Genomic DNA, 21,541 nt, shown 5'->3' with positions numbered 1-21,541 from the left:
AGCATGAATTTAAATAAAGATGGAAATATGTTTTTAGGTTTAAGAGCAATAACTGACATTAAGTGGATAGATGATATCGCAAAAGCACCCATAGTTGGCAATATTTTTCTGTTTGTTTTCATGTTTGTTCCAGCAGTTTTGGCTTCTTTTCTTGCTCAAGCCATTATACCGGGCATAAACAATGATGTTGGATTTACAAAAGCAATGTTGATTTTACTTCCAGGCTGGAATCTTTTTTTATGGGTTATAAAAATTAGACTCTATTTATTTTTTCTTCCGTCATGGGTTTTACTTGGAGGTATTGCACTTGTAAAAGGGATTTTGCTAATCGCAGGAATTTCCGATGGGCAATAGCAGAATGAATGCTATTGTAATATATACTTATTTCATTGTCTCCGCTGGATTTTCAGAGACGAAGACCTGACAGGTTTCTAAAAACCTGTCAGGTCTTGCACCCAAAAAACTTCGAAAATCTTTAAAGCAACATGTGAGGATTGAAGGGGCGACAAACAAGTCGAGAGAAAATATTAATTCCTCCGAACAATTTCCGGCTTTCTTTGTTAACAAAACTCGCGTCAGATTTTACACGCTTTTCACAATTTTATATGTGCATAACTCAAAAGCCGTATGTTATTTGATGCTTAGCTGATGCTTAGCGCTGATATGCAGCCTGGGCACTGCAGCAGGGCGTATCTGCGCTATTGCATTAAAACTTATCACTAAACGATTACTTTATGGTATTTCCATACAGATTATATCTGGTTGTCAGTGAATTAGCTTGTAAGGGCAAGAACATTTTGCAGGTCGTGGAGTCTGCTGTCCGCGGCGGCGTCGATCTTGTTCAGTTCCGTGACAATGAAATGGATGAAACAGATTTTGCAATGACCACCATTGCTTTGCAACATTTATTAAACAAATACAATGTTCCATTGATCGTAAACGATCGTTGGGATATTGCAAAGGGACTAAACGCCTACGGTGTTCACGTTGGCAAAAGCGACAATTCTCCCGGTATTATAAAACAAGTTTGGCCAGATTGCAATTGCGTTGGCTATTCAATTGAATACGAAGAGCAAATCAATAGCGACGAAGCAAAAAAAGCGGATTACCTGGGTATCTGCCCTGTTTTTACGAAGACTGGTTCGCTGATGGAGTGGGGGATAGAAGGCATACGCTGGATTCGCTCACAAACCAATAAACCACTTGCTGCTATTGGCAACATTAATATGGCAAATGTAAAAGAGGTTGTAAAGGCAGGCGTAAACTGTATTGCCGTGATGTCTTCCATTTGCAGCGCAAAGGACCCTGAAAAAGCGGCCGCATTACTAAGAAACGAAATTGAGATCGCCAATCTGGCCTGATTGCATGTTCAGGCCCGTGATCGGCGCGGATATGCTGCTCGGCCCTCATATTGCCATAACTACGAGGGCAACCACGGAAGCGTAGCATATCAGTGCCAGCATATATATAAATAATTTTTGTCAGTTTTCTGTCTTCTTTAATAACTTTTATTTTTATTTGATGTTATTTCTTACCTTTGCTCTCCTGTTTTTACGGGAAAATTAGCTAATTGATGTTATATAACGGCCGTATTTTTTATATAACTTATTGATTTGTAGTGAAAAAGAGAACATAATATGTTCTCCTTTGGTATTTTGTCTATAGACGATTTAAAATCTTTAAAACCGGTTTAATTATACATATGTCTTCAACAAAAGTGAACAACAGGGTCAATTTTGCAAAAATTAAAAATATTGCAGAAACTCCTGACCTACTCGAAGTACAGATTCAATCATTTAAAGACTTCTTCCAGTTAGAAACGACTCCAGACAAAAGAAACATTGAGGGTTTATTCCGGGTGTTCAGGGAAAACTTCCCTATCACCGATACCCGCAACATCTTCGTGCTGGAATTCCTGGATTACTTTATTGATCCGCCGCGTTACACTATCGAAGAGTGTATGGAACGTGGTTTAACGTACGCTGTTCCGTTAAAAGCAAAGCTTCGCCTGAGCTGTAATGATGAAGAGCACGTAGATTTCCAAACCATCGTTCAGGATGTGTTCCTCGGAAACATTCCCTACATGACCCCACGTGGTACCTTTGTTATCAACGGTGCTGAGCGTGTAGTGGTTTCTCAATTACACCGTTCTCCTGGTGTGTTCTTTGGACAGTCTGTTCACCCGAACGGTACTAAGATTTACTCTGCAAGGGTAATTCCTTTCAAAGGCGCATGGATGGAGTTTGCTACAGACATCAACAACGTGATGTATGCTTACATCGACCGTAAGAAAAAATTCCCTGTAACAACCTTGCTGCGTTCTATCGGTTTTGAAACTGATAAGGACATTCTTGAGTTGTTCGGAATGGCCGATGAGGTTAAAGGCGAGAAAAAACAACTTGAAAAATATATTGGTAAAAAATTAGCTGCTCGTGTATTGAGAACATGGGTAGAAGATTTCGTAGATGAAGATACCGGTGAGGTGGTTTCTATCGAGCGTAACGAAGTTGTGCTTGAGCGTGATACTATCCTTGACGAAGAAGCAGCTGAAATGGTGGTTGATATGGGCGTTAAAAGCGTGTTCCTGCAAAGAGAAGACGTTGGTGGCGACTATGCGATCATCTACAATACTTTGAATAAAGATACTTCTAACTCTGAGTTGGAAGCGGTTCAACACATCTACCGTCAATTGCGCGGTGCAGATGCTCCGGACAACGAAACAGCACGTGGTATCATTGACAAATTGTTCTTCAGTGATAAACGTTACGATCTTGGAGAAGTGGGCCGTTACAAAATCAACCGCAAGTTGAATTTGAACTATCCTCTTGAGAAGAAAGTATTAACGAAAGAAGATATTATTGAAATCATTAAATACCTGGTTCGCCTTACAAACGCGAAAGCAGATATTGACGATATCGATCACCTGAGCAACCGTCGCGTACGTACAGTAGGCGAACAATTGTATGCTCAGTTCGGTGTTGGTCTTGCACGTATGGCTCGTACCATCCGTGAAAGAATGAACGTTCGTGATAACGAGGTATTTACTCCGGTTGATTTGATCAATGCAAGAACACTTTCTTCTGTGATCAACTCATTCTTCGGTACCTCTCAATTGTCACAATTCCTTGACCAAACCAACCCATTGTCTGAGATCACACACAAACGTCGTATCTCAGCGTTAGGGCCAGGAGGTTTGAGCCGTGAGCGTGCGGGCTTTGAGGTTCGTGACGTACACTACTCACACTACGGTCGTCTTTGTACAATCGAAACCCCGGAAGGACCAAACATCGGTTTGATCTCTACTTTGTGTGTGCACGCGAAGATCAACGAAATGGGCTTCATAGAAACTCCATATCGTAAAGTGAACGACGGTAAGGTTAATATGAAAGAATTGACTTACCTGAGTGCAGAAGAAGAGGATTTCGCTAAGATCGCGCAGGCAAATACTCCGCTTACAGAAAAAGGAGAGTTTGCTGAAGACAAGATCATCAGCCGCGAAACAGGTGACTTCCCGATTTTAGAAAGAAATGAGGTAGAATACATGGACGTAGCTCCTAACCAGATCGTTGGTTTGAGTGCTTCCCTGATTCCTTTCCTTGAGCATGATGACGCCAACCGTGCATTGATGGGATCAAACATGCAACGTCAGGCAGTTCCATTGATCAACGCACATGTACCTATCGTTGGTACGGGTCTTGAAGCCAAAGCTGCACGTGACGCACGCACGCAGATCATGGCAGAAGGAAACGGTGTTGTTGAATTTGTTGATTCTAACGAAATCCACGTTCGTTATGACAGAAACGAAGCTCAGAAACTGGTAAGCTTTGAAGAAGATCTTAAAATATATAAACTAACCAAGTTTATTAAAACCAACCAGGAAACATCTATCACTTTACGTCCTGCTGTGAAAAAAGGCCAGGAAGTAATTGAAGGCGACTTCTTAACAGAAGGTTACGCTGTAAAAGATGGTGAATTGGCTTTGGGACGTAACCTGAAAGTGGCGTTCATGCCTTGGAAAGGTTACAACTTCGAGGATGCGATCGTAATCAGCGAAAAAGTAGCACGCGAAGACTGGTTCACTTCTATTCACATTTCTGAATACGAACTGGAAGTACGTGATACTAAATTGGGTGAAGAGGAATTGACTCCTGATATCCCTAACGTATCTGAAGAAGCAACAAAAGATCTTGACGAAAACGGTATCATCCGCATCGGTGCTCAGGTTAAAGAAGGAGACATCCTTATTGGTAAGATCACTCCAAAAGGAGAAAGCGATCCTACTCCTGAAGAAAAACTGTTGCGTGCGATCTTCGGTGATAAAGCCGGTGACGCAAAAGATGCTTCGCTGAAAGCTCCAAACGGGGTAGAAGGCGTGGTTATCGACAAGAAACTTTTCCAACGTGCTAAAAAAGATAAGAATACAAAAGTTCGTGAAAAAGCAACTATCGAGAAAATCGAGAAAGTTCACGAGAAGAATGTAACTGATCTGTTGGAAGTATTGTTGAGCAAACTGCAAGTGTTGTTGAAAGATAAAGCTTCAACTGGTGTTAGCAATAACTTCGGTGAAGTACAAATCGGTAAAGGTGCGAAGTTCACTGCTAAGAACCTTGCAAGCCTTGACTACCTGAACATCAACCCGCTGGGTTGGACAGGCGATGCTGATATCGACAACCAGATCAACATCTTGTTGCACAACTATAACATCAAGTACAACGAAGAGCTTGGACGTTATAAGAGAGAGAAATTCAACGTATCAATCGGTGATGAATTACCTGCCGGTGTATTGAAATTGGCTAAAGTTTACCTTGCTGTAAAACGTAAGTTGAAAGTGGGTGATAAAATGGCCGGTCGCCACGGTAACAAAGGTATCGTTGCTAAGATTGTACGTGCAGAAGATATGCCTTACCTGGAAGATGGTACTCCGGTTGACATCGTATTGAACCCATTGGGCGTACCTAGTCGTATGAACCTTGGACAAATCTACGAAACAGTACTTGGATGGTGCGGTGAAAAATTGGGTATGAAATTCGCAACTCCAATTTTCGACGGTGCTACAACTGACGAAATCGCTGAATACTGCGAGAGAGCAGGTATCCCAATGATGGGTCACACATACCTGTATGATGGTGAAACAGGCGAACGTATGCACCAGAAAGCTACTGTGGGTATCATTTACATGATCAAACTGCACCACATGGTTGATGATAAAATGCACGCACGTTCTATCGGACCATACAGCTTGATCACACAACAACCTTTGGGTGGTAAAGCACAGTTCGGTGGTCAGCGTTTTGGTGAGATGGAGGTTTGGGCACTTGAAGCATATGGTGCATCTAACATCCTTCAGGAGTTGTTAACTATTAAATCTGATGATATCATAGGTCGTGCAAAAACTTATGAAGCCATCGTTAAAGGTGACAACATTCCAAGAGCTGGTGTTCCTGAATCATTCAACGTATTGGTTCACGAGTTGAGAGGTTTGGGTCTGGATCTGAAATTTGAATAACGAATATTATTCATCATATTGTAAAGCCGCGGCATTGCCGCGGCTTTTTTATTGGAGTCACAGCGGCTTTTTTTCTTTGCGGCCTATTCCTTTTTTATGCAGAAATAGCTACATTAGTACATCACCTTCTATTAAACCGAAGCATATGAAAAAACTCTCCTGGCTGTTAAGCTGTGCCCTGATGGCGATTGCCATTACCTCATGTCAAAAAGATATTTCACAAGACTCATCTAATCAACCTGCCGGTACTGACACGCTTCCAAAACGCATTTCTTACACGGAGAAAAATAGCACGACAGGGGAAACGCAGAACGTAATTGCTGATTACACGTTTTCAAACGGAAAGCTTATAAAGTTTGCCGCCAACTGGGGGGACACGTTGAGCGCTTTCACTTACGATGATAAGGGAAATTTGACCGGTTACATTGACAAAGCAAGCTATCTGGGTGTTTTGTTTCAGACAGATACTTACAAAATGTCATACGGCAACAATTCTGTAAGTGTTGAAGATACCTGGGCAGACCTGGTTAACGGCGGTGGTGAAGTTAATACGACCACCTATGTTTTGCTAGATTCCCTTATTGTGGGTGCGGCCATGGATCTTGGAGGGCACGAGGATCTGGTAACTTATACTTACAATACAGACGGGAACGTAATTAAGGAAGTACATAGTCACAGAAACGAAGTTCGCACATATACTTACGATACACGTTACAAAAATCCATTCCTCATCAAGGGTAATCTGCTCTTTAGTGCAATTAATGGTGGGGACGGGGGAAGCATAAGCGTAAACATGCCTGCCACAGAAACCATTGTTTACAATGATGATAACGGTGTTCAGCAGACGTACAACCTGAAGTTTACAGTGAATGAACACATCGGTTCCTATCCAACGAAAGTGCATTCTGATGGGCCAAGCACCGATGATTATGTTATTACGTATAATTTGTAGAACCTCAATATAGGTCGCAGTGAAAACTGCGACTTTTTTATTTGAAAGCGTGAGCAACATATCACACATCCGCGACTTTAAAAGGCACCACTTCATACGTTTCCCAAACTCCGTCCTTTACGTAAGGATCTGCCTCAATCCAATTTTCTGCTGCTTCCATATCCGGCAAATCGATCACCAATATCGAACCGATCATTTTTCCATCATCATTTAGTTTTGAGCCGCCGAATATGAAATGCCCTTTGACCTTTTCTTCGCGCATACGTTCAATATGTTTGGGACGAACAGCTAGTCGTCGGTTCAGTGCGTCTGCGTCTTTATGATCGATGCCTGTAACGAGGAATTGCATAATAATTGAAAATTGAAAATTGAAAGTTGGAAGATCTTAACCAATCATGAAAATCATGAAGATCAGCGTTCTTTCTTTCTCAAAAAAAATCCCCATGAGAAATCTCACAGGGACAAACTATTTAAAATTGACTTAGGCTAATTATTTGCCTTTTGCTTTTTCAGCTTCATATTTTGCGTAGTCATCAGCGCTCAACACCTGACCTGCAATTTTCAATTCCAATGGCTGATCAGCGCCAGCAACTTTTACGAAAATTGTCTTCTCGAAAGGACCAGCAGCAGCAGCATTGAAACCAGCTTTTACTACATCGCTTTTACCTTTTGCAACAGGTTTTTCTGGTTTTACGGGTGTAGTACAACCGCAGCTTGCAGTTGCTGATTCAATCACAACAGGAGCAGAGCCGATGTTTTTGAAAGCGAAATCGTAAGTAACCGGAACGCCTTGTTTAATCTTACCAAAGTCGTGTCTTGTTTCAGCAAATTTTACTAATTCTTCAGCTTTTTTGGTTGGAGTGGTGCTTGCAGTTTGAGCAAATGCAAATACGCTTAGCAATAGAGAGAAAACAGATAACAGAGCGATTTTTTTCATGCTTATTGATTTTTTATTGTTTTAATAATTGAATGGAATTGTTGGCTGGGGCCGAACCTACAGGCGCTTTAGTCACTTCGCCTTTGATCTTAATGGCAGAGGTTTTATTGCCGTTGTAAAAAATGGTTACGGTTTTTTCGAAGGGGCCTTCTGCAGCTGCATTATACCCTACGGTTATTTTGCTTGTATTATTGGGCAACACCGGATCTTTTTTCCAGACAGGAGTGGTACAACCGCAAGATGCCTGCACGTTGTCCAGGTGTAAAGTATCGGAACTGTTATTGGTAAAATAAAACTCATGGGTAACGGGTCTGCCCTGGGAGATTTTTCCAAAGTCATAGACTTTTTCGGGCAGCATCAGCGTTTCCTGTTGTTTTTCATTGGTTTGTGAAAATGCGAGGGAAGATATTCCCACCGATAAACAAACCGCTAATAAGGCTTTTTTCATTCGCATAAAGGGTAATAAGACTGGAAAATTACAACTAAGTTTAACGAACTACAAATCTATAAATTGTGATGTCAACCTGAACTTTTTGTATTCTTAAAAACAGGTTGTTAACAATCAAATTACATTTGCAGGATTATATTAACAGTTGTTAGTTTCTGTTTGGCAAATTCACTTTACATTTGTCGCATGGAAAATTTGATACATAGCGATTCTATTGCCGATATGCAACAACTTTCGTTCGATTCTTTTCGCGAACAGGTATTAAATGATTATAAGGTAGCTTGTGAAAGCAGGGAAGCCAGTTTACTAGGCCGTAAAGAAGTTCTTACCGGCAAAGCCAAGTTTGGCATTTTCGGAGACGGAAAAGAGGTTCCACAGGTTGCATTATCAAGATTTTTCAAACCCGGTGACTTTTATTCCGGGTATTATCGCGACCAAACGATCGCTTTCGCCACGGGCGGAGCGACTGTGCAGGAGTTTTTCGCGCAGCTTTATGCTGACCCTGACAGGACCAACGATCCTCACAGCGGTGGTCGCCAGATGAATTCACACTTTGCTACTCCATTTGTAGACGATAACGGCGAAATATTAGATCTCATAAACCGTCGCAACCTTGCGGCAGGAATGGCTCCTACAGCGGGCCAGATGCCCAAAGCGCTGGGGCTTGCATTGGCATCAAAATCTTTCCGTGAAATAGATCAGCTTCAGCAGTTTACTAACCTGTCAAACAAAGGCAACGAAGTTTGCTTTTGTACAATCGGCGATGCGTCTACCAGCGAAGGACATTTCTGGGAAACCGTAAATGCGGCAGGTGTTCAGCAGGTGCCTTTGGCTATTTTCGTTTGGGATGATGGTTACGGCATTTCTGTTCCTACAAAATATCAAACTACCAAAGGTTCCATTTCCGAAGCATTGAAAGGCTTTCAGAAAAAGAACGGTTCCAACGGTATTGACATCTACAAAGTAAAGGCCTGGGATTATGCAGGAATGTGTGAAGTGTTTGAGGCCGGCATTCAAAAAATCAGGGACACGCATATCCCTGCAGTTTTCCATGTGGAAGAAGTAACGCAACCTCAGGGGCACTCTACATCTGGTAGCCACGAGCGCTATAAATCAAACGAGAGGCTGGCGTGGGAGAAAGAATGGGATTGTTTGAAAAAGATGAAAGAGTGGATCATTGAGAACGCTTTGGTAAGTGAAGAAGAACTCTCTGAAATAGAACTCAAAGCAAAAGATTATGTAAAACAAAGCAAGATCAATGCGTGGGAAAATTACATTGCGCCGATTAAGCAGCAGGTAAGCAAAGCAGTTACATTGTTGAAAGAGTTTGCTACATCTTTGCCAGACCAGGCAAATGCAATCAATACCATTTCCAGCGTGCTTTCTGCGCATCGTGAGCCGGGACGTAAGGATGTGATGAAATCTATTCACAATGCGTTGTTGCTTTCGAAAGATAAAAAGAAGAATCAACCATTACAGGATTACTATAATGAGCTGTTGGCTTTAAATAAGTCTTTATTCAATACTTATTTACTAAATGAAAATGCCAAAAGTGCGTTGCGTGTAAAAGAGGTAAAAGCAGGATATGATGATCATAGCCAGGTGCTGAACGGCTATGAAGTGTTGAATAAATACTTCGATGCCTTATTTGCAAACAATCCAAAAGTTCTTGCGTTTGGTGAAGATCTTGGCAGCATAGGTGATGTGAACCAGGGCTTTGCAGGTTTGCAGGCAAAATATGGAGAAAAGAGAATTTTCGATACAGGCATTCGTGAACTTACTATTATTGGTCAGGGAATAGGAATGGCCATGAGAGGTTTAAGACCAATCGCAGAAATCCAATACCTGGATTACGTATTGTACGGATTGCAGCCTTTGAGTGACGACCTTGCTTCTATGCACTATAGAACAGCAGGCAAACAAAGTGCTCCGTTGATCGTGCGTACAAGAGGCCATAGGCTGGAAGGCATTTGGCACAGTGGCTCGCCAATGGGAATGTTGGTGAATTCCCTAAGAGGCATTCACGTGTGCGTACCGCGCAACATGGTACAGGCAGCGGGTATGTACAACACGCTTTTGCAAAGCAGCGATCCTGCCATTGTAATTGAAAGCCTTAACGGATACCGCCTGAAAGAAAAATTACCAAGTAACTTATTGGAATACAGAGTGCCACTCGGTGTTCCTGAAATTATAAGAGAGGGTAGTGATATCACTATCGTGTCTTATGGTTCAACTTTGCGCATCATACAGGAGGCCGCAGACATTCTTGCAGCTCATAACATACATTGCGAAATTGTTGACGTACAAACACTTTTGCCATTCGACGTTAACGGTTCCATCATCGAATCATTAAAGAAAACAAACCGCATTGTGTTTATCGATGAAGATGTTCCGGGTGGAGCTGCAGCTTACATGTTCAACATCGTAATGGAAAAACAAGGTGGTTACAAATGGCTCGATGTTGCTCCTCGCACGGTTACTGCAAAAGCACACCGTCCCGCATATGCAAGCGACGGCGACTATTTCAGCAAACCTAATGTAGAAGAAATTGTGGATGTGGTGATGGAAATGACGAGGGAGTAATCAGGAGTTAGAAATTAGGAATTAGCGTTTTCCGACTATAAAGTTTTTAAGACTGCAGGGTGTGAGCCTTGCAGTTTTTTTTGTGCCGGATTGTGTGATTGGTTTGGTAGGTTTAGGTGCAGCACCGAGACCTGACAGGTTTTCGAAACCTGTCAGGTCTGGCAAACCGCAACTTCTATACGAACATCAAGTGTGTGCATCCACCGCGGCGTTCGGATTTTTAAACCTGTCAGGTCTGGCAGCCGTCCATCAAATAGTCCACAGTGTACCTTGCATTCAATTTTTATTGTTTTTATTTTACGTTCCGGTATTTAGAAAATAAAATAGGGTAGAAGTTTCCAATTTTTGAATTTTTGCGATATAGGTAGGTGATGTTCTCTAAAAATTTCCATTGACCTCCAAAATGAGAGAAACAACCAAACTGCCGAAACTGATGGCAACACTTTTATGTGTTGCTGCTAATTTTTTTGTGTCTTCCCAATCCTTTTGCCAAACTATTAGTGGGACCGTTGTTGACTCGGTTAACAAGCCGTTGGGCCATGCAAATGTTTTGTTGCTGAAGTCAAAAGATTCTTCTTTGGTGAAAGCAATCATGTGTGATGACAGAGGCACTTACGCTTTCGACAATGTTGGCGAAGGAAATTATCTCGTCGTTTCCAATTTTGTCAATCACCGGGAGGCATACAGCCGGTCATTTGTTCTTAACAAAAGCAATTTTAAAATTTCACTTCCGCCAATCATTCTCATTCAGCAGGCTGCAACCTTGAAAGAAGTTACCGTTTCCATCAAAAAGCCTTTACTGGAGCAAAAGGTAGACAGGCTCGTCATTAATGTTGCAAGCAGCATTACATCTGCCGGCAACACTGCGTTGGAAGTTTTGGAGCGATCTCCGGGTGTTATTGTCGATCACCAGAATAATGGGATTGCGATGAACGGCAAAAACGGTGTTGTTTTAATGATTAATGGAAAGATAAGCCGGGCGCCTGTTTCTGCGGTTATGCAAATGCTGGAATCGATGCCGTCGGGCAATATTGAAAGAATAGAATTGATCACTACGCCACCTGCGTACCTTGATGCAGAAGGCAATGCGGGCTACATAAATATTGTGTTGAAGGAAAATAACAACGTCGGGACCAATGGCTCTGTTTCCGGAACAGTTGGGTATGGCAACGGGCCGGTAACACAGGTTGCCGCCAACGTAAACCATAGAAAAGGAAAGATAAATCTGTATGGCGATATTTCTTATTCGCGTATTCGCAAACCGCTGCCGATAGATTCTTACAACGCGACATCAAACGATGGCGACATTACTAAAACAACGTTTACTTCCGACAGAACAGAGACAATTCCCAATTTGAATTATCGGGCCGGCATAGACATAGAGTTGTCCAAAAAAACAGTGTTGGGCGTATTGTTTACGGGCTTTGACAATAAATATTCCCAAACGGAACACAACCTAAGTACCATTACGAAAAATGAAAAACTGGATACCACCATACATCACTACAATAATGAGATCAATCATTGGTCGAGTTTAACGGGCAATATTAATCTGCAGCACAATTTTAATGAAACAGACAAGCTTGTTTTTAACATCGATTACATGCATTACAAGAATAATCAGCCAGTGAATTATCATAGCGTTTATTACGATGGCAACAACAACTATGTGTATGAGGAATATTTCAGAAGCGGTAAAAAGACTCCCATTTCCACATGGGTTTTCGCAGTTGATTATTCAAAAAAATTAGGCAGGCATATAAGTCTTGATGCCGGCTTAAAACAAACCATTTCGCAATTCGATAACGACATAAGTTTTGAACGCCTTGAACAAGATGAATGGATAAAAGATGATTCTTTGTCTGCCAAATACACCCTCAAAGAAAGCTACAACGCGGCTTACGCAAATCTTAATACAACATTAGGCAAGCGCACAGAAGCTAAGCTGGGACTGCGTTACGAATATACCAATTCAAATTTGGGAACAGTAGAACAAAAGGATATCGTTGACAGGCATTACGGTAATTTTTTCCCGAGTTTTTTTATCACACACAAGATCAACGACAATAACACGATCGACTTTTCTTATAGCCGCCGCATAACACGACCTACTTTTAATAACCTAGCGCCGTTTACTTACTATGCAAATGCAAATACTCTAATAACGGGCAATCCCGCGCTGCAGCCAGCTATTTCCAATAATTTCAAAGCGGGATATACTTTTAAAAGCTACCTGATTTCTGTTTCTTATTCCAAAGAAGACAATTCGATTGCAGGCTTCCAGCCACGATCTGATTCTTCAACAAATAAGTTAATATTATCTGCCCAAAACCTCAACAATGTAAAAACTGTTTCAGTTGTTTTATCGGCTCCGTTTAACGTTACCAAATGGTGGGTGATGCAATTGAATATAACAGGTTTGTGGCAGCAGGTGAATGCGACCTATAAGGGAGATCCGATTTCCGCGGAACAAACGAATTTCAACATCAATGTCAGTGAGCGGTTTACGTTGCCTAAAGACTTTGCTTTTGAAATATCTGGCTATTATCAGTCAAAGTATTTAGGTGGTATTTACACCATACACGGCCGGGGTTCGCTGGATGTTGGCCTAAAGAAAAAACTGCCGGGCAGAGGCGGTGCATTTACATTGAACGGAACCAATATTTTGAACACATCCCGTTTTTATGGAACGGTAGACATGCCCGATCAAAACCTCGTCGCGGGCATCAAGCTATATTTTTCTCAACCTACTGTAAAGCTCACGTACACCCGAAGTTTTGGTAAAGAGAAATTGAAGGCGAAGAGAAATTATTCAACAGGCGCAGAGGATGAGAAGCGGAGAGTGGAATAAATTGAGAGTTGAGAGTTGAAAATGATGGGTTCTTCAAAATACCCATTGATAGGCAAGTGACGCTGCATTATAATCATAGCCGCTTTCGGTGAATGCTCCTACATGAAATTGAAGTTTTAAGGAATGTCCCTTTGCGATGGGAAATGACCATGTGGCCCCGATGCGCCAATTGTCAAGTAAATTGCCTTGCTCTTCGCCATCAACGAGCGTTTTACCCCCGTTGAACCAGTTCGCATTTATGCTAACCCACATTTGCCTTTTGAAATAATAAGAGGCATGTCCCTGTATATTGAATACCGGTTTTTGGATTTGCGTTTTTGTAACCAGGTATTTTGTGTTAGCTGTATAGAACCAAACACCGCTGTACAGTTCCGCATATACACGTTTGAATCTTTTGGAGATACCAATTTCCGGCTTAAATCCCCAGCGATTGCTTCCGGGATTGATTCTTTTATCTTGTTCGTAGTAACCGATAGGGATGCTTGTAACAAGACTTACGCCGACGATTGTTTTTTGCGTGTAGCGCACAAAATCTTTCTTATCAAGGGGAGGTGAACCTGTAAGATTAATGCCCAAACGAAGCCTTGCGTCACTAAATCCACTCCTCGTGATACTTGTATCGACACCATTTAATTTGAGCTTGCCGGACAATATCATATAAGGCAACACTATTTGTACGCGGGCCAGTTTATTCGCAAGGCCAAATGTGTGTACGTAGCCAAGCGTAAGGCTGTTTACATTGGCCTTCATGTCTTTGATTGGAAGGGAAGGGTCGGTCAAAACATTTCCTTTCGTTAATCCATATACGAAGGCAAGCGAGTTTAGGTTTTTGGGAAGTGCTGCGTATGCCCTGGGTTCCAGTTCCTGCGTGTAGCAGAGGTTACATAACAGGCAAAGCAGACTGAATAGAAAAGCAGTTTTCATAATGATTTTTTGAAAGGCAGATGGACGGTGTCCCAAATACTCACCACTGAGACACTAAGGACACCAAAGTCCACTAAGAGAGGATTAATTTAAAACAACCCTTAGTGAGACTTAGTGGCCTTAGTGTCTCAGTGGTTAAGCTTCGAGAGTTTCACTTTCAGGAGAGTTCGTACACCTTACTTCACACTTCGCACATTCTTTACTGGCTGTCCTGCACACTTTGCCAAATCTTTATCAGGTCTGGGTTTATAATAATTTCAGTTCTTCTATTTTTAGCACGGCCTTCCGCAGTGCTGTTATCAGCAACCGGAGAATATTTGCCTCTGCCCGCAGATGTTAAACGGGTTGGATCAACTTTGTAATCGTCGCGGAGAATTTTTACAACACCGTTTGCCCTGTCTGTGCTAAGCGTCATGTTGTCGCCACCTTTTTTGAAAGGTTTGTCATCCGTGTTGCCTACCACGTATACTTTTAGTTTCGGGTATTCATTCAATACAGAAGCGAGGTTGCCCAAAGCAGCTTTGGCATCTGGTCCTAATGTAGCACTTCCGCTCTTGTACAAGAGACCTTCCGCCATGCTTACGTATACCAATCCATCTTTATAATACACATCCACACCCTTATCGTTGAAGTTAGCAAGCGCATCAGCGATCTTTTTGTCTACTTCCTGCAAGGTTGCGTATTGTTCAGCTACCAAGGCTCTTACCACCTGCAGCTTTTGTTTAGCTTCTTCGCATTCTGCCCTGTATTTTTCAAACGCAGCCATATTCGCTTTTCTTTGGGCGTCAAACTCGTCTAACTGTTTTTGTAACGACTCATTTTTTGAAGCGAGGTCTGCTTTATCTGCTTTCAATTGTGTGATTTCAGCCTCAGCTGCCGCAAGTTTTTTCTTTGCAGCGCAAGATGTAAACAGCACTACACAAATAAGTACAATGGGAATGATTAATTTTCTTGTCATGGTGATGTATTTGATATGATTAACAGGGAATTAAAACAAACGACTTATTAAGAGGATCTTAACTGGCTGTTTCAACAGGTAGGATGCGTTAAACGTGATCGACTTTGACGGCCAATCACTCCGATAGCAATAGAAACAAACAACAAATGCGATGATTAAATGGTTGGATTTTGTGCAAAAAAAACGTGAATGGACAATGGTGAATCGTGAATAGGTTGTTGACGTTTATAGTCCCCAAAAAGAATAGTAAAAGCCCGTATACTGTGTTTGGTGTCTCTGTTCACCATTGACGGTTCACGATTGACCCTATTGTAAAAACTTTGCCTTAAGCTCTGGTGTAGGTACCCAGCAGGCTTCGCGTTTACCGAACCAACGGTAACGGTTCCGTGCAATAAAGCTGTAAACAGCGTCCCTGATGAATTTTGGAATGAAAAGGAAAATCGTGGACCAGCGCCAGTTTTGGAGTTGCGACAAGACTTTTAAAGCACCTGTTGATTTTGTAAACAGCTTATCGTTTTCGAAAAGCAGAAAAGAGTTAAAGTCGCTGGAAGATAGGTTGTGTTGAGAAAGAATGCGCTGACCGAAGTCGGATTGCAAAGAAGCAAACTGAAACCTGTTTTGTTTATCGCGTTTAATAACAAACTGTACAGAGCTGTTGCAGAGATTGCATACACCATCAAACAATATTACAGGGTTATTTTGCAAAGCGTAAAAATTTGAAAATTTGAAGATTTGAGAATTTGAAAATTCTTTCTGAGCAACTTGTCGTTGTTTAAATTACCTCACCACAGCGGCAAGCAAATAAAAAGTTTAGAAAGACACACCTGAAGCATTTTCCCCGCCTGCCAACTCGAATGACCAGATCGTTAGGAATGATCAGTCGGGCAGGAAATTTTCAAATCCTCAAATTTTCAAATTGGCTGCTACTGCAGCCATTATTTCAGGTTGTGGAATACTTTCTGAACGTCGTCGTCCTGCTCCAGTTTATCAACCAGTTTCAAAACATCCTGCGCTTGCTCTTCGTTTAACTCAACTGTAGAAGTTGGGATCCATTCAAGCTCAGAGCTGATAGGGGTGATGCCTTTATCTTCCAATGCTTTTTGCAGGTTACCAAAATCAGTAAATGCACAACGCAACACCAGCACTTCTTCACCATTTTCACCGGAACCTTCACCCATTTCATCAAGACCAGCATCGATTAATTCCAGCTCCAGTTCATCCGCGCTTAAACCAGCAGGGTTCAATTTGAAAACCCCCATTTTCCTAAACTGGAAGCTAACACTGCCACTGTTTCCCAGTGCACCGTCACCTTTGTTGAAGATGGATTTTACGTTGGCAACTGTACGAACGTGATTGTCTGTAGCAGTTTCAATAAGAACAGCCACACCGTGCGGAGCATAGCCTTCATACAATATCTCATCGTAGTTGGTCATGTCCTTGCCAGATGCTCTTTTAATAGCCGCTTCTACGCGGTCCTTGGGCATGTTCACCGCCTTGGCATTCAGGTAGCAACGACGCAAAGCGGGGTTGGTATCAGGATCAGGGCCACCGGCTTTAACAGCGATCACAATTTCTTTTCCAATACGGGTAAACTGTTTAGCCATGCGATCCCAGCGGGCAAACATGGTTGATTTACGAACTTCAAAAATCCTCCCCATGATATATAATTTCGAATTTGAACGTTTAAGTGTATGAGCCTCAGTTGGCAGGCAAACACGTGAATTATTTAGGTTCGGCAAAATTAGGAGATGGCGGGCATGTTGCCAAGCAATAACTGAATAACTGAATAATTGAATAACTGAGTGTTTGAATGTCACAATCGCTGACTGTAGGTTACGATTCAGTTATTCGGTTAATCAGTTATTCAGTTATTAAAAAAGACGCCCTGAGGCGCCTTTTAGTTATTTGTCTATTTTTTCAAAGTCTTTCGCTTTTGTAAGTATTTCACTCGGATTTCGAAGCTTGCTGTGCTTTCTGCTGTACAGGAAGTACACCACCAAACCAACTGCCATCCAGATGAAGGCTACTTTCAACGTTTGTGAGTCCAACGCAACGATCATACCGCCGCAAATGATTACACCTAAAATTGGAACAAGTGGAACCAATGGCGCCCTGAAGGGACGGGCAATACCTGGTTCTTTTCTTCTCAGGATCCAAACACCGGCACTTACCAGAACAAATGCGAACAATGTTCCGAAGGATGTCAGGTCACCCGCAACACTTCCCGGAACGAATCCCGCGAAAAGGCCAACGAACACTAAAAGAATAAGGTTCGCTTTGTAAGGAGTTTTGAATTTCGGGTGTAGATCTCCGAACACTTTAGGTATCAAACCGTCGTTGCTCATAGTATAGAACACACGGCTCTGGCCCATCAACATCACCAGGATTACGGAAGAGAAACCTGCAAGAATAGCAACTGTTACGCTTGTGCCCAGCCAGCCATAACCTTTCATGTATGTTTGAATAGCGTACGCTACAGAGGCTTCTTTACCAGCAGTTTTAAATTCCTGCCAGTTAGCAACGCCTGTAAGAACGTGTCCGAAAAGGATGTAAAGAATTGTACAAACCACCAACGATCCGAGGATACCGATCGGCATGTCTCTTTTTGGATTCTTTGCTTCCTGCGCTGCAGTACTTACCGCATCAAAACCAATAAAGGCAAAGAATACAATGGCAGCACCGCCTAACAAACCGCCCCAGCCATGTTTGAAGAAACCTTCGTGACCAGGAGTATTTGCAGGAATCAAATAAGGAGTGTGGTTTGCAGGGTTGATAAATTTCCAGCCAATAGCAATGAATATAAGAACGATGGCCACTTTTACAAACACGATGATGGCGTTTACAAAAGCTGATTCCTGTGTTCCTTTTATAAGCAATAAAGTAAGAAGCAAAAGAATGAAAAGAGCAGGAGCATTCACAAGACCGTGTGTAGATTGTACCATTGGTGCAAGGCTCGCAGGCAGCACTTTTAGTTGATCGTCGCTTAGCAACAATACTCCGTTTTTAATGCCTTTTGTAAGTTCGGGCATGGCAGCGGTAAACTGTGCAACGGCGTCCCCGGTTACTTTGTGTAATGATTCAAAAGGAGAGTGGCACCATTCATAGGGGATACTTCCTCCTAACAAGTTGTTTAAATATTCGCTCCAGGCAATAGAAACCGTGGCAGCACCCAGGGCATATTCCATAATAAGTGCCCAGCCAATGATCCAGGCAACCAGTTCGCCCATTGTTACATAAGAGTAAGCATAGGCACTACCCGCGATAGGAATCATGCTGGCAAACTCTGCATAACACAAACCGGCAAAGGCGCAACCAATGGCCGCGATCACAAATGACAATGTAACTGCGGGACCAGAGGCTTCTGCAGCTGCAGCAGCGGTTCTTACAAACAATCCCGCACCAATAATGGCACCAATTCCCAAAGCGATCAGGTTACCGGCTCCAAGGGTTCGCTTCAGCCCCTTTTCATTGTCTTCTGCTTGTGCAAGTAACTGACCAAGCGGCTTCTTTACAAACAAACTCATATTAGCTGTTAATTAGGTTTTTTAAACAAGTTTAATTTAGGCAGGTAAAATACTGCAATTAATTAACATAGCTTCTTTTGCTGCCATGTTTTTCGTATAAGGAATTTGTGAAATGAGTAAAAACACTGTGTCGGATGTGCTTATTTGGGCCAATAAGGGTTTAAATTTTTGCCAAGTCATTTTTTTTTTGAACTTTCGGTGCTCATTAACCTTTAATTGTCGCTAAAACATTATGTCAAAAGGGAATAAACTCACACTGTGGATCATCATTGCGATGTTATTGGGCGTAATCGTCGGATATTTTGTCCACGAAATGGGCGGCGGCAAAAAACTGCAGTACAAACCTAAAGAAGGCTTTGCCGGAAAAGATACCATCGTCCTTAAAATATCAGGTGAGATTATAAAGCAGCCGGTCGTTGTTTATAAAGACGAAGACAGTTTTAGAAACGATACTGCTGCTGCAACCGGTGCCTGGAGAACGATCGTTGACATCGATGGTAAATATGTTCCAACCTACATTGCGGCACACCCCGGAACAAAGATTGAAAAAATAATAGAGCAGCCTAAACACGGTGTGGCCTTTACAAGACTGGATAATTTTGCCACCAACATAAAATTACTGACCGTTATTTTCCTGCGCCTCGTGCAAATGATTATTGCGCCGCTGGTGTTTTGTACACTGGTAGTAGGTATTGCTAAACTGGGTGATTTAAAAACAGTGGGCCGCGTGGGCGGTAAGGCATTGCTTTGGTTTGTAACGGCATCATTGGTGAGTTTGTTGATTGGATTGGTCTATGTAAATGTTTTTCAACCAGGTCATGTTATTAACCTGAGCAGCGGCGATGCGGCTGAAGCAAGCGATCTGATTGGCAAAACAAAGTCTTCTTTCTCTTTGTCGATGTTCATTGAACACGTCATTCCGAAAAGCGTAATAGAATCAATGGCCTCCAACGAAGTGTTGCAGTTGGTAGTGTTCAGTGTGTTTTTTGGAATTGCGGCAACTGCTGTTGGTGATTATGCAAAACCTGTAATAAAAGCATTGGACGGTGTTGCGCATGTGATTCTTAAAATGGTAGGTTATGTGATGGGCTTTGCCCCGCTGGGCGTGTTTGGTGCCATATCGGCGGTAATTGCGGTAAAAGGATTAGAAGTGTTTAAGTTTTATGGGTACTATCTTTTTTACTTCCTGATAGGGATCGCAACCCTTTGGTTTTTGCTGTTGCTGATAGGATATTTGATTTTGAAAAATCGTTTGCCTGCGTTGGTGAAAAGAATTGCACAGCCGTTGCTGATCGCTTTCAGTACAACCAGTAGCGAAGCGGTTTTCCCAAAACTTACAGAAGAACTTGAGCGTTTTGGATGCAAGGATAAAATCGTGTCTTTCATTTTGCCATTGGGTTATAGCTTCAATCTTGATGGTAGCATGATGTACATGACCTTTGCCAGCTTAACCATAGCGCAAGTGTATAAAGTACCATTGGACCTGCCCACTCAGTTAACGATGCTCATCGTGTTAATGCTTACCAGTAAAGGAATTGCCGGAGTGCCGAGAGCTTCGCTGGTAGTTGTAACCGCTACATGTGCCATGTTTAAAATTCCACCAGAAGGCATCGCATTGATCTTGCCGATCGATCACTTCTGCGATATGTTCAGAACTGCTACAAACGTGTTGGGCAATGCTTTGGCAACAACCGTTGTCAGCAAATGGGAAGGTGAATTGGGAGAAGAAGAAATAACACAAACTGCATAGGAAATACCATAGTAACAGAACAGGATTTGAATACTAAAAAAGTAATTATGATTAAAAGGATTTCGTTTTTATTGGGGCTCTTGGTTATGGCGATGAATTTTTCTTTTGCACAAAAAGAAGTCACCCTTCAATTCCTCAACCAGTATGAAACGCCACTGAAAAAAGTGGTTATAGAAAACGGTGGTAAATCAAACGAATATACTCCTGATAAAGCAGGCTTTGCCGTTGTGAACGTTGATCCTTCATCACCCGTTACTGTTACAAGCGACGATCATGAAAATATTGTTTTGTCTGCAGATGCATTAACCGATAAAAAAATGGTTCAGCTGCATAAGATATTTTCGTGGAAAGATCTGCTGAACCCCATGTTCTATATAATCAATGGAGGCTTTTGGTTATTGCTTTTCATTGTATTTGCAGAAACGGGATTGTTTGCCGGTTTCTTCCTGCCGGGAGACAGCTTATTGTTTGTTGCCGGTATCTACAGCGCCAACCTCGCGCATGAATTTTTGAAAGCATTTGGCCTGGGCGGAGTGCACTCCGAATGGTTTGATCTGTTCCTCCTCGTAACATTGATCTCTCTTGCGGGTATCCTCGGAAACATGCTTGGCTACTGGTTTGGACGAAAGATTGGACCAACTATGTACAACTGGAAAGACAGATTTTTATTCAAGAAAAAATACCTGAACGACGCACATGACTTCTACGAAAAACATGGCGGCGGCGCGATCATATTCGCACGTTTTCTTCCTGTCATAAGAACCTTTGCTCCAATCGTAGCGGGCATTGTGCAAATGGAAAGAAGAAAGTTTATGGTAAACAATATCATTGGTTGCGTGGCGTGGGTGGTAAGTATGATTTTTGCCGGCCACTTTCTTCAAATATGGGTGCGCAAACAATTTGGTTTTGAACTAAAAGATCATCTTGAAATGATAGTGATCGGCATCATTGTCGTTACGACCGCGCCGGTACTTTGGAAAATATTTTTCGGATCAAAAAAACCAACACAAACTACATAAATGGAAAGTTGAGAATTGAGAGTGGAGAGTTGAGAGTGAAGCGCTTTCGAATCATTTTCAACTTTCAACTTTCAATTTTCAATTAACTC

Annotated in this window: 16 protein-coding genes; 8 read left to right on the top strand and 8 right to left on the bottom strand. The window is 42.1% G+C overall.

Annotated features, from left to right (window positions below):
• The first annotated feature begins 3 nt into the window (after positions 1-3).
• From KTO63_RS07360 to KTO63_RS07345, 4 genes are all read left to right on the top strand, one after another.
• Positions 4-354 (top strand): hypothetical protein, encoded by a 351-nt coding sequence (locus KTO63_RS07360; RefSeq protein WP_217790586.1) that lies wholly within the window; start codon positions 4-6, stop codon positions 352-354.
• A gap of 380 nt (positions 355-734) precedes the next feature.
• Positions 735-1,361: a thiamine phosphate synthase gene (thiE, locus tag KTO63_RS07355; RefSeq protein ID WP_217790585.1), complete on the top strand. Its 627-nt coding sequence runs from the start codon at positions 735-737 to the stop codon at positions 1,359-1,361.
• A 341-nt stretch (positions 1,362-1,702) separates the two neighbouring features.
• On the top strand, positions 1,703-5,506 hold the full coding sequence (gene rpoB, locus KTO63_RS07350) for a DNA-directed RNA polymerase subunit beta (RefSeq protein ID WP_217790584.1): 3,804 nt from the start codon (positions 1,703-1,705) through the stop codon (positions 5,504-5,506).
• A gap of 145 nt (positions 5,507-5,651) precedes the next feature.
• Complete coding sequence (locus tag KTO63_RS07345; RefSeq protein WP_217790583.1) at positions 5,652-6,458, top strand: hypothetical protein; 807 nt, start codon at positions 5,652-5,654, stop codon at positions 6,456-6,458.
• A 61-nt stretch (positions 6,459-6,519) separates the two neighbouring features.
• On the opposite strand, the gene KTO63_RS07340 is transcribed toward KTO63_RS07345, so the two are convergent.
• From KTO63_RS07340 to KTO63_RS07330, 3 genes are all read right to left on the bottom strand, one after another.
• Positions 6,520-6,807 (bottom strand): YciI family protein, encoded by a 288-nt coding sequence (locus KTO63_RS07340; RefSeq protein WP_217790582.1) that lies wholly within the window; start codon positions 6,805-6,807, stop codon positions 6,520-6,522.
• Between the two features lie 141 nt (positions 6,808-6,948).
• Positions 6,949-7,395 carry a DUF1573 domain-containing protein gene (locus KTO63_RS07335; protein WP_217790581.1) on the bottom strand — a complete coding sequence of 149 codons (447 nt, stop codon included), beginning with the start codon at positions 7,393-7,395 and terminating at the stop codon, positions 6,949-6,951.
• A gap of 13 nt (positions 7,396-7,408) precedes the next feature.
• Positions 7,409-7,843 carry a DUF1573 domain-containing protein gene (locus KTO63_RS07330; RefSeq protein WP_217790580.1) on the bottom strand — a complete coding sequence of 145 codons (435 nt, stop codon included), beginning with the start codon at positions 7,841-7,843 and terminating at the stop codon, positions 7,409-7,411.
• A 186-nt stretch (positions 7,844-8,029) separates the two neighbouring features.
• On the opposite strand from KTO63_RS07330, the gene KTO63_RS07325 reads away from it, so the two are divergent.
• Positions 8,030-10,426, top strand: a complete 2,397-nt coding sequence (locus tag KTO63_RS07325; RefSeq protein WP_217790579.1) for an alpha-ketoacid dehydrogenase subunit alpha/beta — start codon at positions 8,030-8,032, stop codon at positions 10,424-10,426.
• 433 nt (positions 10,427-10,859) lie between these two features.
• Positions 10,860-13,277 (top strand): TonB-dependent receptor, encoded by a 2,418-nt coding sequence (locus KTO63_RS07320; RefSeq protein ID WP_217790578.1) that lies wholly within the window; start codon positions 10,860-10,862, stop codon positions 13,275-13,277.
• A 33-nt stretch (positions 13,278-13,310) separates the two neighbouring features.
• Here the strand turns inward: KTO63_RS07320 and KTO63_RS07315 are convergent, their stop codons facing one another.
• From KTO63_RS07315 to KTO63_RS07295, 5 genes are all read right to left on the bottom strand, one after another.
• Positions 13,311-14,201, bottom strand: a complete 891-nt coding sequence (locus KTO63_RS07315; protein ID WP_217790577.1) for a transporter — start codon at positions 14,199-14,201, stop codon at positions 13,311-13,313.
• A gap of 199 nt (positions 14,202-14,400) precedes the next feature.
• Positions 14,401-15,159 carry an OmpA/MotB family protein gene (locus KTO63_RS07310; RefSeq protein ID WP_217790576.1) on the bottom strand — a complete coding sequence of 253 codons (759 nt, stop codon included), beginning with the start codon at positions 15,157-15,159 and terminating at the stop codon, positions 14,401-14,403.
• 306 nt (positions 15,160-15,465) lie between these two features.
• Positions 15,466-15,864 (bottom strand): thiol-disulfide oxidoreductase DCC family protein, encoded by a 399-nt coding sequence (locus tag KTO63_RS07305; RefSeq protein WP_217790575.1) that lies wholly within the window; start codon positions 15,862-15,864, stop codon positions 15,466-15,468.
• A gap of 230 nt (positions 15,865-16,094) precedes the next feature.
• Positions 16,095-16,817 (bottom strand): YebC/PmpR family DNA-binding transcriptional regulator, encoded by a 723-nt coding sequence (locus KTO63_RS07300; protein WP_217790574.1) that lies wholly within the window; start codon positions 16,815-16,817, stop codon positions 16,095-16,097.
• 243 nt (positions 16,818-17,060) lie between these two features.
• Positions 17,061-18,683, bottom strand: coding sequence for an amino acid permease (locus KTO63_RS07295; protein ID WP_217790573.1), 1,623 nt, complete (start codon positions 18,681-18,683; stop codon positions 17,061-17,063).
• Positions 18,684-18,915: 232 nt separating this feature from the next.
• Between KTO63_RS07295 and KTO63_RS07290 the strand changes: the two genes are divergently transcribed.
• Together KTO63_RS07290 and KTO63_RS07285 are read left to right on the top strand one after the other, a co-directional pair.
• Positions 18,916-20,433, top strand: a complete 1,518-nt coding sequence (locus KTO63_RS07290) for a dicarboxylate/amino acid:cation symporter (RefSeq protein ID WP_217790572.1) — start codon at positions 18,916-18,918, stop codon at positions 20,431-20,433.
• Between the two features lie 47 nt (positions 20,434-20,480).
• A complete protein-coding gene (locus KTO63_RS07285; RefSeq protein ID WP_232373069.1) occupies positions 20,481-21,452 on the top strand; it encodes a DedA family protein in 972 nt (323 codons plus the stop codon).
• The last annotated feature ends 89 nt before the right edge of the window (positions 21,453-21,541 follow it).

Origin of the sequence: Pinibacter aurantiacus (assembly GCF_019130065.1) — a bacterium.
GTDB classification, from domain to species: domain Bacteria; phylum Bacteroidota; class Bacteroidia; order Chitinophagales; family Chitinophagaceae; genus Pinibacter; species Pinibacter aurantiacus.
This window is presented reverse-complemented; position numbering and strand designations above follow the sequence as displayed.

Bases quoted from the DNA above. Each gene is read 5' to 3' on its own strand.
- KTO63_RS07310 (WP_217790576.1), bottom strand. From the start codon at position 15,159: ATGACAAGAAAATTAATCATTCCCATTGTACTTATTTGTGTAGTGCTG.
- rpoB (WP_217790584.1), top strand. From the start codon at position 1,703: ATGTCTTCAACAAAAGTGAACAACAGGGTCAATTTTGCAAAAATTAAA.
- KTO63_RS07320 (WP_217790578.1), top strand. From the start codon at position 10,860: ATGGCAACACTTTTATGTGTTGCTGCTAATTTTTTTGTGTCTTCCCAA.
- thiE (WP_217790585.1), top strand. From the start codon at position 735: ATGGTATTTCCATACAGATTATATCTGGTTGTCAGTGAATTAGCTTGT.
- KTO63_RS07340 (WP_217790582.1), bottom strand. From the start codon at position 6,807: ATGCAATTCCTCGTTACAGGCATCGATCATAAAGACGCAGACGCACTG.
- KTO63_RS07285 (WP_232373069.1), top strand. From the start codon at position 20,481: ATGATTAAAAGGATTTCGTTTTTATTGGGGCTCTTGGTTATGGCGATG.
- KTO63_RS07300 (WP_217790574.1), bottom strand. From the start codon at position 16,817: ATGGGGAGGATTTTTGAAGTTCGTAAATCAACCATGTTTGCCCGCTGG.
- KTO63_RS07315 (WP_217790577.1), bottom strand. From the start codon at position 14,201: ATGAAAACTGCTTTTCTATTCAGTCTGCTTTGCCTGTTATGTAACCTC.
- KTO63_RS07325 (WP_217790579.1), top strand. From the start codon at position 8,030: ATGGAAAATTTGATACATAGCGATTCTATTGCCGATATGCAACAACTT.
- KTO63_RS07335 (WP_217790581.1), bottom strand. From the start codon at position 7,395: ATGAAAAAAATCGCTCTGTTATCTGTTTTCTCTCTATTGCTAAGCGTA.
- KTO63_RS07360 (WP_217790586.1), top strand. From the start codon at position 4: ATGAATTTAAATAAAGATGGAAATATGTTTTTAGGTTTAAGAGCAATA.
- KTO63_RS07345 (WP_217790583.1), top strand. From the start codon at position 5,652: ATGAAAAAACTCTCCTGGCTGTTAAGCTGTGCCCTGATGGCGATTGCC.
- KTO63_RS07330 (WP_217790580.1), bottom strand. From the start codon at position 7,843: ATGAAAAAAGCCTTATTAGCGGTTTGTTTATCGGTGGGAATATCTTCC.
- KTO63_RS07295 (WP_217790573.1), bottom strand. From the start codon at position 18,683: ATGAGTTTGTTTGTAAAGAAGCCGCTTGGTCAGTTACTTGCACAAGCA.
- KTO63_RS07290 (WP_217790572.1), top strand. From the start codon at position 18,916: ATGTCAAAAGGGAATAAACTCACACTGTGGATCATCATTGCGATGTTA.